This window comes from Methylobacterium sp. AC433 (assembly GCF_979253015.1).
The window spans coordinates 266767-282906 of the sequence record NZ_CEEDBN010000001.1; the positions used below are offsets into that span (position 1 = coordinate 266767).

The following is a 16140-nucleotide window of genomic DNA, read 5'->3' on the forward strand; positions in this document are numbered from 1 at the left end:
ATGAACGCCCCCGTGACGAATCTCTCCCGCCGCGCTTTCGTGGTCGGCACGGCCGCTGCCGGCCTCAGCCTCGGCTTCCACGTCCCCTTCCCCGAAGCCGCCGCGCAGGGGGGCGCCCCCGCGCTCACCCCGGAGGTCAACGCATGGGTGGTGATCAGGCCCGACGAGACCGTGGTCATCCGCATCGCCCGCTCCGAGATGGGGCAGGGCACCCTCACGGGCCTCGCCCAACTCGTGGCCGAGGAACTCGGTTGCGACTGGTCGAAGGTGGTCACCGAGTACCCGACGCCGGGCCAGAACGTCGCCCGCGGCCGGGTCTGGGGCGATTTCGGCACTGGCGGCAGCCGCGGCATCCGCGAATCGCAGGACTACGTCCGCAAGGGGGGGGCGGCCGCCCGCATCATGCTGGTCGAGGCCGCCGCCAAGGGCTGGGGCGTCACCCCGTCCGAGTGCCGCGTCGAGAAGGGCGTGATCAGCCATATTGATTCCGGCCGCACCACCACCTTCGGCGCGGTCGCGATGGAGGCGGCCAAGGTCACGCCACCGAAGGACATCGTCCTCAAGGATCCGAAGGACTGGACCATCGCCGGCAAGCCGGTGAAGCGTCTCGACACCGTCGAGAAGACGGATGGCAGCCAAATCTACGGCATCGACCTGACGATGCCCGGCCTCCTGAACGCAGCGATCCGCGACTGCCCGGTCTTCGGCGGTACGGTGAAGAGCTTCGACGCCAAGGCGGTCGAGGGTATGCCGGGCGTGAAGAGGGTCGTGGCAGTGGGCGATTCCGGCGTGGCGGTGATCGCCGACACGTTCTGGCGTGCCAAGACCGCGGTGGAGGCCTTGCCGATCGTCTGGGACGAGGGCCCGAACGGTCAGGTCTCGAGCGAGACCATCGCGGCGACCCTGCGCGAGGGGCTCGACGCCGAGGAAGCCTATGTGGGCAACAAGGGCGGAGACGTCGCGAGCGCCCTGAAGGGAGCGGCCCGGGTCGTGGAGGCGACCTACGGCGTGCCGTTCCAGAACCACGCCACCATGGAGCCTATGAACGCCACGGTGCGCTGGACGCCGGAGCGCTGCGAGGCCTGGGCACCGACCCAGAACGGCGAGGCTGCACTCGCCGCCGTCGCCGAGGCCGCCGGCCTCTCGGCAAACCAGTGCGACGTCTACAAGCTCCTGCTCGGCGGCGGCTTCGGCCGGCGCGGCGCCACCCACGACTGGCTGCGCCAGGCCGTCCTCATCGCGAAGGAAATGCCCGGGACCCCGATCAAGCTGATCTGGACCCGCGAGGAAGACATGACCCACGGGCGCTACCATCCGATCACCCAGTGCCGAATGCGCGCCGGCCTCGACGAGGGCGGCAACCTCACCGGGCTGCACATGCGCATCTCGGGCCAGTCGATCCTCGTTTCGGTGGCGCCGAACCGGATGGTGGACGGCAAGGACCCGGTGGTGTTCCAGGGCCTCAATCCCGGCGGCGCCGAGGCGGCGATCGGCTATGCCATCCCGAACATCCTGGTCGATCACGCGATGCGCAACCCGCACGTGCCACCGGGGTTCTGGCGCGGCGTGAACATGAACCCGAACGCCATCTACCTCGAATGCTTCATGGACGAACTCGCCCATGCGGCGGGGCAGGATCCCCTGGCCTTCCGGCTGAAGCTGATGGACAAGCATCCCAAGCACCGGGCGGTGCTGCAGGCTGTGGCGGACAAGGCCGGCTGGGGCTCGAAGCCTCCGCAAGGGATCCACTGCGGCCTCGCTCAGATGATGGGCTTCGGCTCGTACGTGGCGGCGGTGGCCGAGGTCTCGGTCGGCGATGACGGGGCGGTCAAGGTCCACCGCATCGTCGCAGCTACCGATCCGGGCCATGCCCTCAATCCGCAGCAGATCGATGCCCAGATCGCGGGCTCCTTCGTGTACGGTCTGTCGGCGGCCCTCTATCAGGAATGCACGGTCAAGGACGGCCGCATCGAGCAGACGAACTTCGACACCTATCCGGTGATGCGCCTCGAAGAGATGCCGGTGGTCGAGACTATCGTGATGCCGTCGGGTGGGTTCTGGGGCGGCGTCGGCGAACCCACCATCGCAGTGGCGGCCCCCGCCGTGCTGAACGCGATCTTCGCGGCCACCGGAAAGCGCGTGCGCCAGATGCCGGTGAAGAACACGGACCTGCGGAGGGCGTGATGCGCCTGAGCGTGGTCGCTGTGTGGCTGCTGGCCGGGCCGGTCGGGTCGGCCGCGGCGGAGCGCCCGCCGCCGGGGGCAACCTCCTGTGCCGGGTGCCATGCCGAGGGCGCCGCGATGGGAGCGATCGAGGGCCGTCCCGAGGCCGATATCGCGGCGGCGCTGGCAGAGTACCGCTCGGGCGCGCGACCCGCGAGCGTCATGAGTCGCATCGTCAAGGGCTTCTCGGACGACGAGAGCCGGGCCATCGCGGCCTATCTCGCTCGGCAGGGGCAGCCATGACCACGACGCGCCGTGCGCTCCTCGCCACCGGGGCAGCCGTCGCCTTGGCGCGGCCGGCCCTGGCCCAGGCCGCCGCGAAGGTGGTGGTGATCGGCGGCGGCTTCGGCGGAGCCACGGCGGCGCGCGTACTCCACCGTGGTGGCCTGGACGTGACGCTCCTGGAGGTGAACCCGACCTACGTCTCCTGCCCGTTCAGCAACGAGGTCATCGCCGGCCTCCAGCCCATGGCGGCGCAGCGCTTCGGCTACGAAGGGCTCGCCCGTGCGGGTATTCGGGTGGTGCACGCCGCCGCCACCGGAATCGAGGCAGGTACGCGCCAAGTCACCCTCGCTGACGGCACCGCGCTCGCCTATGACCGCCTCGTGCTCTCGCCGGGGATCGACCTGCGCTTCGACGCCATTCCCGGCTACGACGCGGCGGCGGCCGAGCGCATGCCCCATGCCTGGAAGGCTGGCGCGCAGACGCAGCTCCTGGCCCGGCAACTCGCCGCGATGCCGGAGGGCGGCACCGTGGTGCTGTCGGTGCCGGGCAATCCCTATCGCTGCCCGCCCGGCCCCTACGAGCGGGCGAGCCTGATCGCCCATGTGCTCAAGACGACCAAGCCCCGCGCCAAGCTGATCCTCCTCGACGCCAAGGACACCTTCTCGAAGCAGCGCCTGTTCCAATCGGCCTGGAAGACGCTCTATCCGACCCAGCTCGAATACGTGCCGCTGGCGGAGGGCGGACAGGTCAGTGCCGTCGACCCGGACGCCATGATCGTCCGTACCGACTTCTCGGACTACAAGGCTGACGTAGCCTGCATCATCCCGCCCCAGATGGCCGGCCGGATCGCGGTTGTTGCGGGAGTCGCCGACCGCAGCGGCTGGTGCCCGATCGACCCCGTCACATTCGAATCCCGACTGGTGCCCGGCATCCACGTCATCGGCGACGCGGCCATCGCTGGGGCGATGCCGAAATCCGCCTTCTCGGCCAACGCCCAGGCCAAGGTCTGCGCCAATGCGGTGATCGACCTCCTGGCCGGGCGCCCGCCCGGGACGCCGAAGCTGATCAACACCTGCTACAGCCTGGTGGCGCCCGGATACGGGATCTCGGTCGCGGGCGTCTACCACCCGGCCGGCGGTGTCCTCGCCGATGTGGAGGGCGCCGGCGGCATCAGCCCTGTCGATGCGCCCATGGCCCTGCGCGAGCAGGAAGCGCTCTATGCCGCCGACTGGTACCGCACGATCACTCGGCAGGTCTTCGGGTGAGGCGGGTGGCCGGATGGGTCTGGATCGGCTGCACGATCCTGGCAGCTCGGGCCGAGGCAGTGGCAGAACCGGGCGCCGAGCCCCTGGGCCCCGTCGTTGTCGTCGACCGCGAAATTCCCGCGAGCCTGACCGGGGTGCCGGGCGATCCCGCGCGGGGCCGCGCCCTCGTCGTCGACCGCACGAAGGGGCTCTGCCTGCTCTGCCATGCCGGACCGTTCCCGGAGGAGCGCTTCCCCGGCAATCTCGGTCCCGATCTCGCGGGCGTCGGCGACCGGCTGGCGCCCGGCGCCCTGCGCCTGCGCCTCGTGGACGGTCAGGTCTTGAACCCGGACACCATTATGCCCTCCTATTATAGTCTCGCGGGTACCACGCGGGTCGGTGCGGCCTGGCGGGGCCGGCCGGTGCTGGAACCTCAGGAGATCGAGGACATCGTCGCCTTTTTGGCGACCCTGCGCGACACCCCTTCGGAGAGGCCGGCGCCGTGAGCCCGCAGACACCCCACGCCCCGAGCCGCCGCCGCCTCCTCGCCCTCGGGCCGGGCCTCGCCGCGACGCTCGCCCTGCGCCCGGTGGCGGCCGGGGCCGCCATCCGCACCGAGAGCACGGCCGAGGCCATCCGGCGCTTCGCGGGCGACGCCGAGATCCATCCGGGACGCATCCGGCTCGACCTGCCGCCGCTGGTCGAGAACGGCAACGCGGTGACGATCGCCGTGACGGTGGACAGCCCCATGACCCCGGAGGACCATGTCCGCCGCATCGCGGTGTTCAACGACAAGAATCCGCAGCCGAATGTCATCACCGTATACCTGGGGTCGCGTGGAGGTCGCGCCGCGATCACGACCCGCATCCGGCTGGCCGACACGCAGCGCATCACCGCCATCGCGGAGACCAGCGACGGGCGCTACTGGTCGACCACGGCCGACGCTATCGTCACCCTCGCCGCCTGCCTGGAGGGCTGAGCCGCCATGGCCCGCACCCTGATCAACGTTCCGAAGACCGCCCAGGCCGGCGAGGTCGTCACGATCAAGACCCTGATCTCCCACCCGATGGAGACCGGCTTCCGGCCGGGGGCCGACGGGCGCATCCGCCCGCGGGACATCATCACCGAGTTCACCTGCCTCTACGACGGCGAGACGGTGTTCCGGGCCGAGCTGTTTCCCGCGACCGCCGCCAACCCCTACCTGACCTTCACCCTGCGGGCGACGCGGACGGGCACGCTCACCCTGACCTGGCGCGGCGACAACGGATTTGCGCAGACCGAGACCGCGACCTTGACGGTGACGTGAGGCGGCTCGCGCTCCTGATGCTCGCGGCCCTGGCGGCGGGACCGGCGCGGGCGGCCGAGATCCCGCCGGCCGAGCGGCGCTCGGGCTTCGAGACCATGAGCCCGGACATCCAGGCGATGCAGCGCGACGGGATGGCGAACCCGGCCCTGCTCTGGCTCGAGGACGGCGCCGACCTCTGGGGCAGGCCGCCGGCCCCGGACCGGCCCGCCTGCGCGGGTTGCCACGGCGAGGCGGCGGCCACGATGCGCGGCGTCGCCGCCCGCTACCCGGCCTGGGACGCTGAGACCGCGGCTCCGATCGACCTCCAGGGCCGGATCAACGCCTGCCGCCGGCGCCACCAGGGCGCGGAGCCCTACCCGTACGAGAGCCGCGAGCTCCTCGGGCTCACCGCCTACGTCGCCGCCCAATCCGCGGGCCTGCCGATCACGGTCCTGGACGATCCCCGCCTCGGCCCCGCCCGGGCGGCCGGCCGGGCGCTGTTCACGCAGCGCATGGGCCAGCTCGGACTGTCCTGCGCCGCCTGCCACGACGACCATCACGGGCGCCGCCTGGGCGCGGCACTGATCCCGCAGGGACACCCGACCGGCTACCCGCTCTACCGCCTCGAATGGCAGGGGGTCGGCTCGGTGCAGCGGCGGCTGCGCAACTGCATGACGGGGATGCGGGCCGAGCCCTTCGCCTACGGGGCGGCGGACTTCGTCGCCCTAGAGCGCTACCTCATGGACCGGGCCGCGCCCCTGCCGGTCGAGACCCCGGCGGTGCGCCCGTGAGCCTCAGCCGAACTGGGCCAGCACCAGCCCGCCGGCCGCGGTGACGAGGACGACGATCCAGGGCGGCGCCCGCCCCACGGTGAGCAGCACGAAGGCCAGGACCGCGAGGGCGAAGTCGCGGGCATTGCCCACGGCGCTGACCCAGACGGGATCGTAGAGGGCGGCTCCCAGGATGCCGACCACGGCGGCGTTGGTGCCGCGCATCGCCGCCTGGGCAAGGGGCCGGGCGCGCGGGCCGTCCCAGTAAGGCAGGGCGCCGTAAACCAAGAGCAGCCCCGGCAGGAAGATCGCCACCAGGGCGATGGCCGCCCCGAGGAGGCCGTGCGGCGCCGGCCCGACCGCGGCGCCGAGATAGGCCGCCACGGTGAAGAGCGGCCCCGGCACCGCCTGGGCGGCGCCGTAGCCGGCCAGGAACCGGGCCGGGTCGATCCAGCCGGTGCCGACCACCTCCGCCTGCAGCAGCGGCAGCACGACGTGGCCGCCGCCGAACACCAGGGCGCCCGAGCGGTAGAAGGCGTCGAACAGGGCGAGCCCCTGGCCCGCCGGACCGGCGCCGCCGCTCTGTGCGACCAGGGCCGGCACGAGGAGAGCCGGGCCGACGAGCAGCCCCCCGAACAGGATGAGCGCCGCCGCGCCGGCCCGGCGCGAGACCGGCACCGCCAGGCGGTGGCCGCCGGTCGCCATGGGCTCGGCCCGGCACAGGAGCAGCCCCGCCGCGGCGCCGAGGGCGATCACCAGCACCTGACCGACGGCCCCGGGCAGGAAGACGACCCCCAGCAGCGCCGCGACGGCGATGCCGGCGCGGGGACGGTCCGGGGTGAGCGCCCGGGCCATGCCCCAGACGGCCTGGGCCACCACCGCCACGGCCACGAGCTTGAGGCCGTGCAGCACGGCCTCCGCCCATGGTCCCGTCAGGGAACCGGCCCCGAGGGCGAAGGCGAGGAGCACCAGGGCGGAGGGCAGCGTGAAGGCCGTCCAGGCGGCGAGTCCGCCGAGGAGCCCGCCGCCCCGCAGCAGCCCGAGGGAGAATCCGACCTGGCTCGAGGCCGGCCCCGGCAGGAACTGGCACAGGGCCACGAGGTCGGCATAGCCCGCCTCGTCGATCCAGCGCCGCCGATGCACCAGCTCCTCCCGGAAGTAACCGAGATGCGCGATCGGGCCGCCGAAGGACGTCAGGCCGAGCTTCAAGAACACGCGGAACACCTCGGCGGGCCGGCCGACGGTCGAACCCGAGCGGATGGCCGGCTCCGGGGGCTGTCCCTGCAGAATCACCCGTCGCTCCCCGCCGTCCGATATGCTGGCCGGGCCGGTCGGCCCGATGCGCAACCTGTACCGGATCGGGGGCCGGATGCCATGGCGGGACTGGCTTCATCCTCCGGCGACGTCGGCGCGGCCGCTCCGCCGATGCGGGACGCGACGGTCGAGGCGACCTCGACGAAGCCGTCCGGCCGGACACGCTCCGCCGCGCCCTGCCGGGCCCGCGCCAACCCGCTCCCCCGCCGGCCGGTCTCCCCCGGATCAGGCGTGAAGCAGGCCGTGATCCTGGATATGGACGTTCTCGGCCGTCAGCAGAGCCTTCTCCACGCCCTTGAGTAGGATCGTGTCGTGGGCACTCAGCGTCAGCAGGGTATCGGCTCCCGCATCCGTCATGTGATCCTGAAGCGCCGCGAAGCTCGAGACCTGAGCCTTGTCCAGCCGCAGGATGTCGTGTCTGCTGCCCGAGCCCGCATGGAATCCCGTGATCGTGTCCCGTCCGAAGCCGGACGCGAACACGAACGTATCGCCGCCGGCGCTCTTGAGGGTGTCGCTCACGCCGGGCGTGGAAACCAGCGTCTGATCGGCCTGATAGGCGGTCTGGATATGCGAACCGTCCGGTTTCGTCCGGTCGACGAAGCCGATCTTGCCATTGGCAGCGTAGCTGGCGTGTTCGGCGACATGGTCCTTGCCGGTGAGGCCGGCCAGGTAGACATCGGAGGTCTTGTTCGGGTGCTGAACCACTGTCCTGATGGCCGCGCCGTCGGCGTCGTAGGTCTCAGTGGTGATGTCCGTCCCGATGATCTTGCGCATCATCAGGCTGCCATCGTCACGGAACTGCTCCTGCAGGACGATCTTGCCGGCCCCGTCGTAGCGCGTGTGAGCCGAGGCGTAGGCCTTGCCGGCCAGGCCGTCGACATAGACGTCGTAGGACGTGTCGGCGTGCTGCACGACCTTGCTGGCGAGTTTGCCGGAGGCGTCGTAGGTGGACGTGACCCGGTCCCCGTCGACGAGCGCACGCTCCGTTCGGGCCAGTTCGCTCGGGATCGGCGCTGGTGCCGCGGCCTGTTTGAGAGCGGGCTCGAGGGTCGAGGCGGGCGTGGCGATCTGGGTCGAGGCGGATGTCGGCATCATCCCCGTCACGGCGTGCGATGCGGCGGAGGCCGGCCCCGTTTGCGTCGCGGCGACGAGCGTCGACCCGGCGCCGCCCGACTGCGCCGCGAGGGCCTGGACGATCGAGGACGTGCCGGCGGATGCGAGCGTTGCGAATTTTTCGCCGCTCCCGAGCGTCATGCCCCAATCATTGTAGAGATGCGTTGCGCTCGAAAGTTTATAGAAGACGTTGTTGCTATGATAAGCGCCGGACTGCTTGAAAAAGGAGTCGCCAGCATTCAGGTAGATAATACTGTCATGGAAAGAAAGCTGTCCTGCCTTGTAGGCGGCATCCAGGAAAACGCTTGCCAGGCTCTTGGCAGTGTTTTTCTGCTCGACAATCGTATTGTGAGATAGGTCCACATTCTTGAACGTGCTGGCGAAGTTGCCGCCGCCGTTGTGGATGTCCACGAAGCCGTTGTTGTTCAGGCTGACGTTGTTCGTGATGGAGATGTTCGTCAGAGCGTTCTTGTAACCGCCGGCCTCGATGAAGCCGACGGTGTTCTCGATCCAGTTGTGGTGGATCTTGACGTTGTCCATCGTACCGAACAGCTCGATGCCGCCGCCATCGTGGCCGTAGTCGAAGCTCGGCGCCTTGGCGTTGACGATCTTGGTGTACGAGACCTCGTTGTTGCTGTTGCCGATCATCACGCCGACCGCGCCGTAATCGTCGTCGTACACGTTGGCCGTGTTCTTGATCATCTTCAGATCGTGAAAGTAGCTGCGCGTGACGAGGTTGTCGGTGCCGTTGAGCATCACGCCCTCGCCGACCTGGCTCGCCTCCACGTTCCGGATCGTGATGTGGCTGGCCGACTTGGTGACGTTGACGCCCGCCTGCGCGGCGCCCGTGATCGTCAGCCCGTCGATGACGACGTACTTGGCGTTGGCCACGTTGATGGCGTCGGAGTAACCCGCCGCGCTGTTGGCGATCGTGGCGGCCGGCCCCGTGCCGTAGGTGGTGAAGGTGATCGGGGCCTTCTCGGTGCCGGAGGCGGTGATGGTGAGCGCGCCCGTGCCCGCCGCCGAGGCATTGTAGGCGGTGCCGGCCTTGAAGGCGACGGTGTCACCGGCCTGAAGCTTGAGCTTGTTGACCGCCTCGAGGCTGGAGAGGGGGGCCGCTGCCGATGTGCCGAGATTTCGGTCCGAAGCAAACTTGGAAGACTTGTCGATGTAGTAGATCGTCACGATAACGTCCGTTCGCTGGCGTGCTTCCGTGCGATCGCGCTCGCTTTCTGCACAGAAATGCAAATTTGCAAAACATCTTGTCGAGCCAAGATGTTTTGCTGTGAAACGCATGTGCTCAAACAGAATGTGCAGCATATTTGTAAAAACTGTACAATCAAGCAGATTTTTATAAAGAATAGATTACTCTAATCCGGGGAATATATGTGTAAGAACAGCAAATACATTAGGAATTCTGTTCCTTGAGAGAGAAGCAGCACGGAAATATGAGTGGAGGCTGGGGCCGGGGAGGCTCGCAGCTGCGGTGTGAGATATTCGCACGTGCGAGAGCGGCCAATCAGTCTTAGCTTAGCCATTGGTACCCGCAGCAAAGCGGGCACCCCAAGTCGTTTTGCAAAACGCGGCGATCACTCCGCGCCTCAATACAGACGTCGCGGCGCAAAAGGCATTTTGCCGCACCCGGAATGATGCTCGTCGTCGCCGACGGACCGAGCAACGTTCAAGACGAGCCCTGTCGATGCCGCTGCCGCCGGTGGACATGGTCGCCCGGATCCGGCGGCCGGGGCGGTCTCGCCGATGCACAGATCTCCGCGTCAGCGGACGTATCCGCGTCCGCTCACGACCCCGCGCCGTTCGCCCCCCGCCGGCTCAGCAGGTCCTTGCGGAACTTGGCGTCGAGGCGCTGCATGAAGTGCTCGGCGCAGCACATGTGGTCGTGCATCTCGCGGCGGACGGCCTCGGCGTCCTCGGCGCGGTAGGCGGCCACGAGGGCGCGGTGGCTGGCGAGGTTGTGGGCGCCGAAGGCCTCGTGCTCGGTGAGGCTGTCGCTGCGGAACTCCACGAGGTCGCGCAGCAGGCTGTTCAGGAACCGGCACATGAAGGCCAGCAGCGGGTTGTCGCTGGCGTCGCACAGGATGTCGTGGAAATCGACCTCGACCACCCGGCCGATACCCCGGCCATCGCCGGCATTGGCGGCCTCCGAGGCGGCCATGTTCTCCTCCAGGCGGCGGAACTCCGCCTCGCCGAGGCGACCGACCACGCTGACGCCGAGCGTCACCTCCAGGCTGCGGCGCAGGGCGTAGACCTGGGCGAAGTCGAGCTCCTGGAAATGCAGGAACCGGCGCAGCTGCTGCGCGGCGGCGTCCACCGAGATCGGGCGGATCTCCGGGCCGCCATTGGGACCGGACTGCATCGTCACCAGCCCCTGGACCTCCAGGGCCTTCAGGGCCTCGCGGATCGTGCCCTTGGCGCAGCCGTAATGCTGCATCAGGGCGCGCTCGTTCGGCAGGCGGTCGCCGGGGGCCAGCCGCTCGCGGGCGATCCGGTTGCAGAGATCCTCCGCGATCTGGTCCGACAGCTTGATCCGCCGCATCGGCGCGGGCGGGCCGTCCGCCTCCGGCGTGCTCATCGGGGGACCTTGCTCATCGGGGAATCCGGCTCATCGCGGCGTCCAGGCCACGCCGGCATCGAGCGGGAAGATCGGGCGGGCGAGCTTGGCGAAGGGGAACAGCCCGTAATCGGAGCTGGTGACGCCCCGGCTCGCGCATTCCACCACCGCCCGGGCGATGGGCTCGAAGACCGGGCGGCAATACATCCGCGACTTCAGGATCAGCACCTGGGCCGCGGCCGGGTCGAGGCCCGAGCCCGTGAACACGCCGAGGTCCCAGGGCTCGTGCGGCTCCTCCGTGACGAGGATGCGGGCCGCACCCGTGTCGAGCACCGCCGCCCGGCCCATGCGGCAGCGCTGGCCCGTATAGGTCGGGCCGGTGATGACGTATTCGCCGTCGCCCAGGGCCGTCACCGTCCCGGTGACGGGGAGGGGGGCTTGGCGTTCGAAGCCCGGCAGGGCCACGCGGTTGCCGAGGCCGCGTTCGACCCGGGCGCCGACGCCCGCCGCGTGCAGGGCCGCGACGGCCTCCGGATCGCAGATCGGGCCGGCGACGATGCCGTCCATCCCGGCCGCCAGGGCGGCGGCGAGGACGTCCATCACGTCGCAGGTGCCGCCCGACATGCAGTTGTCGCCGTGGTCGAGGAGGAGCACGGGACCGACCCCCGGACCGGCCAGCGCCGCCTGCGCCGCCGCGATGGACGCGGCCAGCGGCGCCTCCGCGTAGACGAAGTCGTCGCGCGTCTCCCAGAGCCCGGCCGCGAGGTCGCGGGCCGCCGCGTCGGCGGCGCCTTGCGTCTCCGCCGTGACCGTGACGGAGACGCCGGCCTCGGCGAGGTCGGCCAGGGAGAATCCGCCGAAGATCGTCGCGGCGAGCACGCCGGGCCGGGCCTCCGCCGCCCGGGCGGCCGTCACGGCCTCCCGCATCGGGCCGGGCACGCGGGTGTCCATGCGCAGGGTGTGGGCGAGCATCGGCGGATGGACCCAGGCCCGGCGTGGCGCCAGGCCCTCGTCGAGCATGCGCCCGACGATGCCGGCCACCCGCTCCCCCGTCTCGGCCATGTCCACGTGCGGGTAGGTCTTGAAGCCGGCGATCGCGTCGCAGTTCGCCACCATCCGGTCGGTGATGTTGCCGTGGAGGTCGAGGGCGACGCCGAGCGGCACGCCGGGCGCCAGGGTGCGGATGCGGGCCAGGAGCTCGCCCTCGCCGTCGTCGTGGCTCCGCGTCACCATCGCCCCGTGCAGGTCGAGGAGGATGGCGTCGCAGCCGGGGCGGATCGCATCGAGGATCGCCGCGGCGAGCGCCTCGAAGGCCGCGTCCGCCACCGGGCCGCTCGGGTTGGCATGGGCCGAGACCGGCACCGCGACGGTGGCGCCGCGTGCCTCCCCGAAGCGGATGAAGGCGCCGAGCGCCGTGGTGCTGTCGCGCCCCGCCGCCAGGGCCGCCTCGCCCCAGAGCGGGTCGAAGGCGGCCAGCGGGGTCGCCAGGGGCGAGAAGGTGTTGGTCTCGTGGTTCACCCGGGCGGTGACGATACGCATGCGCTTCGAAGCCTTGCTGGGATCGGGATCAGGCCGCGGGGGACAGGCGGGAATCGTAGTCGAGCACCGCGTCGAGCAGGACCTGCGCGCCGGCGGCGCACTCGGACGGGGCGGTCGATTCGGCCGGGTTGTGGCTGAGACCGCCGGCGCTCGGCACGAACACCATGGTGGTGGGCACCAGGGCGGCGACGTGGGCGGCGTCGTGCCCGGCCCCCGAGACCATGTCGCGGGTGACGTGGCCGCCCTTCTCGGCCGCGCGCCGGACGGAGGCGATGCAGCCGGGATCGAAGGCGACGGGGGCGGTCCGGGCGATGACCTGGAGCGTGCCCGTGAGCGAGAGGCCGGCCGTGACGCGGTCGAGGGCGTCGCGCAGGGCCGCCTCCATGGCGTCGAGCACCGCGTCCTGCGGGTGGCGCAGGTCCACGGTGAGGAAGACGTGGCCCGGGATGACGTTGTTGGAGTTCGGCGTCACCGTGAGGTGGCCGACGGTGCCGACCGCGTCGGGGGCATGCGCCTGGGCGGCGGCATCCACCGCCTCGACCAGGCGGGCGGCGCCGACGAGCGCGTTGCGCCGCATCGGCATCGGCGTCGAGCCCGTATGGGCGGACTGGCCCTCCAGGGTGACCTCGTACCAGCGCATGCCCTGCACGCCCTGCACAACGCCGATGGTGGCGCCCTCCGCCTCCAGGATCGGGCCCTGCTCGATGTGCAGCTCGAACATCGCGCCGAACGGCACCGAACCGGGCCGGGCCTCGCCGCGATAGCCGATGGCGTCGAGGGCCGCGCCGAAGCACGTGCCGGCGCTGTCCTGGCGCGCCTCGGCCCAGTCTCCGTCATAGATGCCCGCATAGACGCCGGAGCCCAGCATGGCGGGGGCGAAGCGCGCGCCCTCCTCGTTGGTCCAGTTCACCAGCAGGAGCGGCGCCTCGGTGACGTAGCCGGCCCCGTCGAGGGTGCGCAGCACCTCGAGCCCGGCCAGCACGCCGAGCACGCCGTCGAACTTGCCGCCGGTGGGCTGGGTGTCGAGGTGGCTGCCCAAGGCGATCGGCTTCAGCTCCGGGTTCCGGCCGGGGCGCAGGGCGAACATGTTGCCGACCGCATCCACCGTGAGGGTGCAGCCGAGCGCCTCGACCTGGCTCCGCAGCCAGTCGCGCACCCGGCGGTCCTCGTCGCTGAGCGTCAGGCGGGCGATGCCGCCGTCGGGGGTGGCGCCGATGGCGGCGGTCTCGGTCAGGCTGTCCCAGAGGCGCTCGGCGTTGATGGTGAGGTTCGACATCTGTGTCCCGGATTCCGTTCTGCTCACGCCGCCTTCACGCCGAGGAAGCGGTCGCGCGCCGCCTCGTCGGCGACGAAGTCGGCATTGCCGGCCGCGTAGGCGACGCGGCCGAGTTCGAGGATGTAGTGGCGGTCTGCAAGGCTCGTGCAGACCGCGAGGTTCTGCTCCACCAGCAGGATCGGGACCCCGGCGTCGCGGATGGCCCGGATCTGGGCGACGATCTCCTCGACGATGACGGGGGCGAGGCCCTCCACCGGCTCGTCGAGCATGAGGAGCTTCGGCCCGGAGAGCAGGGCACGGGCGATCGACAGCATCTGCTGCTCGCCGCCCGAGAGCTGCGCGCCCCCGTTGCGGCGGCGCTCCTCCAGGCGCGGGAACATCGTGAAGATGTCCCGCAGGCCCCAGGGCGAGCCCTTGCGCACGGCGATGGCCAGGTTCTCCGCGACGCTGAGGAGGCTGAAGATGCCGCGATCCTCCGGCACGAGGGTGAGGCCGGCCCGGGCGATGCGGTGGGCGGGCCAGCCCGCCACGTCGGCGCCGTGGAAGCGCACCCGGCCGCCGCGCGGGGGCAGGAGGCCGCTGATCGCCTTCAGCGTCGAGGTCTTGCCAGCGCCGTTGCGCCCGAGCAGGCAGACGATCTCGCCGTCGCGCACCTCCAGGCTGACGCCCTGGAGGATGTGGCTCTTGCCGTAGAAGCCCTGGACCCCGTCCAGGCTGAGGGCGACCGGGCCGCTCACGAGACGTGCGCCCGGGCGGGCGTGAGGTCGCCGGTGATCATGTTGCCGAGATAGGCCCGGCGCACCTCCGGGTCGTCGCGGACCCGGGCCGGCGGCCCCTCCACCAGAACCCGGCCGGCGCGCATCACCGTCACGGTGTCGGAGATGTTCATGACGATGCCCATGTTGTGCTCGATGAACAGGACGGTGTGGTCGCGGCCGAGGTCGCGGATCAGCGCCGTCATCGCGCCGATGTCGTCGATGCCCATGCCGGAGGTCGGCTCGTCGAGGAGGATGACCTTCGGGGCCGCCGCCATGGCCATGCCGACTTCGAGGCGCCGCTGCTGGCCGTGCGAGAGTGCGCCGGCGGCGCGCAAGGCCACCCGGGCGAGGTCGAGGCGCTCCAGCATCGCCTCGGCAACCGCCAGCGCCGGCCGGTTCGCCTCGGCCCGGCGCCAGGGGGCCAGCGCCTGCCAGGGCGTCTTTCCCTGCGCGGCCAGCCGCAGGTTCTCGCGAACGCTCAGGGTCGGGAAAAGGCTGGTCACCTGGAAGGAGCGGGCGAGGCCGAGGCGCACGCGCTCGTGGTCGGCGGTGCGGGTGATGTCCCGGCCCGCCAGGGTGATGCGCCCGGCCGAGGGCGTGATCCGGCCGGTCAGCGCATGGAACAGGGTGGTCTTGCCGGCGCCGTTCGGGCCGATGATCGAGTGGACGCTGTTCTCGGCGATGCGCAGGGTCACGTCCTGCAGGGCGACGAAGCTGCCGTAGCGGACGCTCAAGGCGTCGGTGGCGAGGATCGGCGCGCTCATCGGGCGACCTCCGGAGCGCGGCCGGCCTCGATCGCGGGAACCCCTTCCGCCACGGGGGCGACCTCGGGGTTCGCCACCACCGGGCGGTCGGGCGCGGGGTCGTCGGGCGGCGGCGCCCGCGTCACGAGGGCGACGGCGCGCTCGATCAGGCCCCAGAGGCCGCGCTGCAGGAACAGCGTGATGACGATGAGGAGGAGCCCGAGCAGCAGGAGCCAGCGCGGCCAGATCGCCGAGAGGGCGTCGGCGGCGAGCAGGTAAGCGCCGGCTCCGAGGAGCGAGGCGAACAGGTTCGCGCTGCCGCCGATGATCGTCATGATCAGCAGGGTCTCGCTGGTGTGGTAGTCGATGTTCGAGAGCGGCGCGACGCCGATCAGCATGGCGTGGAGCGCGCCCGCGAAGGCGGTGACCGCGCCGGAGATCGCGAAGGCCGCGACCTTGAAGGCGCGCACCGGATAGCCGATCGCCCCGGCCCGGCCCTCGTTGTCGCGGATGGCGAGCAGGGTGCGCCCGAAGGTCGAGAGCGCGACCCGCTGCAGGGCGGCGAAGAGCGCGAGGAAGAGCACGGCCACGAAGGCGTAGTAGGTCCAGGGATCGGACAGGACCGTGCCGGCGAGGCGCGGGCGCGGGATGTCGAGGAGGCCGTTGTCGCCGCCGGTGAGGCCGCTGAAGGTGTAGGCCAGGAAGTAGAACATCTGTGAGAAGGCGAGCGTCAGCATCACGAAGTAGACGCCCTGGCGCCGGATCGAGACCCAGCCCACCGCGGCCGCCACCAGGGCGCCGAGCGCCAGCGACAGCAGCAGCATGACGGGGGCCGGCAGGCCGGCCCGGACGAGGCCGAGACCGGCGACGTAGCTGCCCAGGCCGAAGAAGATGCCCTGGCCGAAGGAGAGGAGGCCGGTGTAGCCCAGCAGCAGGTTGCAGGCGGCGACCGCCAGCCCGTAGATCAGGATCTCGCTGGCCAGCGTGCCGGAGCGCATGGCGAGCGGCAGGATCAGCACGGTCGCGACCGCGAGGCCGAACTGCACCAGGGGCCGGTCGAGAAGGGGAATCATCGCCAGTTC

15 protein-coding genes are annotated in these 16140 nt (G+C 70.8%); 7 read left to right on the top strand and 8 right to left on the bottom strand.

Annotated elements, in window-relative coordinates:
- The 7 genes from AC0IWM_RS01265 to soxA are packed head-to-tail and all read left to right on the top strand — an operon-like array spanning position 1 to position 5767.
- The gene (locus tag AC0IWM_RS01265) at positions 1 to 2184 is read left to right on the top strand and encodes a xanthine dehydrogenase family protein molybdopterin-binding subunit (protein ID WP_471752707.1); all 2184 of its coding nucleotides are present in this window, start codon (positions 1 to 3) and stop codon (positions 2182 to 2184) included.
- On the top strand, positions 2184 to 2465 hold the full coding sequence (locus AC0IWM_RS01270) for a c-type cytochrome (RefSeq protein ID WP_471752708.1): 282 nt from the start codon (positions 2184 to 2186) through the stop codon (positions 2463 to 2465). The genes AC0IWM_RS01265 and AC0IWM_RS01270 overlap by 1 nt, the downstream gene beginning before the upstream one ends.
- Complete coding sequence (locus tag AC0IWM_RS01275) at positions 2462 to 3712, top strand: FCSD flavin-binding domain-containing protein (protein ID WP_471752709.1); 1251 nt, start codon at positions 2462 to 2464, stop codon at positions 3710 to 3712. The genes AC0IWM_RS01270 and AC0IWM_RS01275 overlap by 4 nt, the downstream gene beginning before the upstream one ends.
- Positions 3713 to 3717: 5 nt before the next feature.
- Positions 3718 to 4197: a sulfur oxidation c-type cytochrome SoxX gene (gene soxX / locus AC0IWM_RS01280; RefSeq protein ID WP_471752710.1), complete on the top strand. Its 480-nt coding sequence runs from the start codon at positions 3718 to 3720 to the stop codon at positions 4195 to 4197.
- A complete protein-coding gene (locus AC0IWM_RS01285; protein WP_471752711.1) occupies positions 4194 to 4670 on the top strand; it encodes a SoxY-related AACIE arm protein in 477 nt (158 codons plus the stop codon). The genes soxX and AC0IWM_RS01285 overlap by 4 nt, the downstream gene beginning before the upstream one ends.
- A 6-nt stretch (positions 4671 to 4676) precedes the next feature.
- Complete coding sequence (gene soxZ, locus AC0IWM_RS01290; RefSeq protein WP_471752712.1) at positions 4677 to 4997, top strand: thiosulfate oxidation carrier complex protein SoxZ; 321 nt, start codon at positions 4677 to 4679, stop codon at positions 4995 to 4997.
- A gap of 17 nt (positions 4998 to 5014) precedes the next feature.
- A complete protein-coding gene (soxA, locus tag AC0IWM_RS01295; RefSeq protein WP_471753086.1) occupies positions 5015 to 5767 on the top strand; it encodes a sulfur oxidation c-type cytochrome SoxA in 753 nt (250 codons plus the stop codon).
- A gap of 3 nt (positions 5768 to 5770) precedes the next feature.
- Here soxA and chrA read toward each other — a convergent pair whose 3' ends face one another.
- The 8 genes from chrA to AC0IWM_RS01335 form a co-directional block, all read right to left on the bottom strand.
- Positions 5771 to 7033, bottom strand: a complete 1263-nt coding sequence (chrA, locus tag AC0IWM_RS01300; RefSeq protein WP_471753087.1) for a chromate efflux transporter — start codon at positions 7031 to 7033, stop codon at positions 5771 to 5773.
- Between the two features lie 252 nt (positions 7034 to 7285).
- Positions 7286 to 9358, bottom strand: coding sequence for a right-handed parallel beta-helix repeat-containing protein (locus AC0IWM_RS01305; RefSeq protein WP_471752713.1), 2073 nt, complete (start codon positions 9356 to 9358; stop codon positions 7286 to 7288).
- Positions 9359 to 9971: 613 nt separating this feature from the next.
- On the bottom strand, positions 9972 to 10763 hold the full coding sequence (locus AC0IWM_RS01310; RefSeq protein ID WP_471752714.1) for a FadR/GntR family transcriptional regulator: 792 nt from the start codon (positions 10761 to 10763) through the stop codon (positions 9972 to 9974).
- 30 nt (positions 10764 to 10793) lie between these two features.
- Positions 10794 to 12281 (bottom strand): M81 family metallopeptidase, encoded by a 1488-nt coding sequence (locus tag AC0IWM_RS01315; protein ID WP_471752715.1) that lies wholly within the window; start codon positions 12279 to 12281, stop codon positions 10794 to 10796.
- Positions 12282 to 12309: 28 nt separating this feature from the next.
- On the bottom strand, positions 12310 to 13557 hold the full coding sequence (locus tag AC0IWM_RS01320) for an allantoate amidohydrolase (protein ID WP_471752716.1): 1248 nt from the start codon (positions 13555 to 13557) through the stop codon (positions 12310 to 12312).
- 23 nt (positions 13558 to 13580) lie between these two features.
- Positions 13581 to 14294 (bottom strand): ABC transporter ATP-binding protein, encoded by a 714-nt coding sequence (locus tag AC0IWM_RS01325; protein ID WP_471752717.1) that lies wholly within the window; start codon positions 14292 to 14294, stop codon positions 13581 to 13583.
- Positions 14291 to 15079, bottom strand: a complete 789-nt coding sequence (locus AC0IWM_RS01330; protein WP_471752718.1) for an ABC transporter ATP-binding protein — start codon at positions 15077 to 15079, stop codon at positions 14291 to 14293. The genes AC0IWM_RS01325 and AC0IWM_RS01330 overlap by 4 nt, the downstream gene beginning before the upstream one ends.
- Positions 15076 to 16131, bottom strand: coding sequence for a branched-chain amino acid ABC transporter permease (locus tag AC0IWM_RS01335; protein ID WP_471752719.1), 1056 nt, complete (start codon positions 16129 to 16131; stop codon positions 15076 to 15078). Before AC0IWM_RS01335 ends, AC0IWM_RS01330 begins: the two co-directional genes overlap by 4 nt.
- Positions 16132 to 16140: the final 9 nt, after the last annotated feature.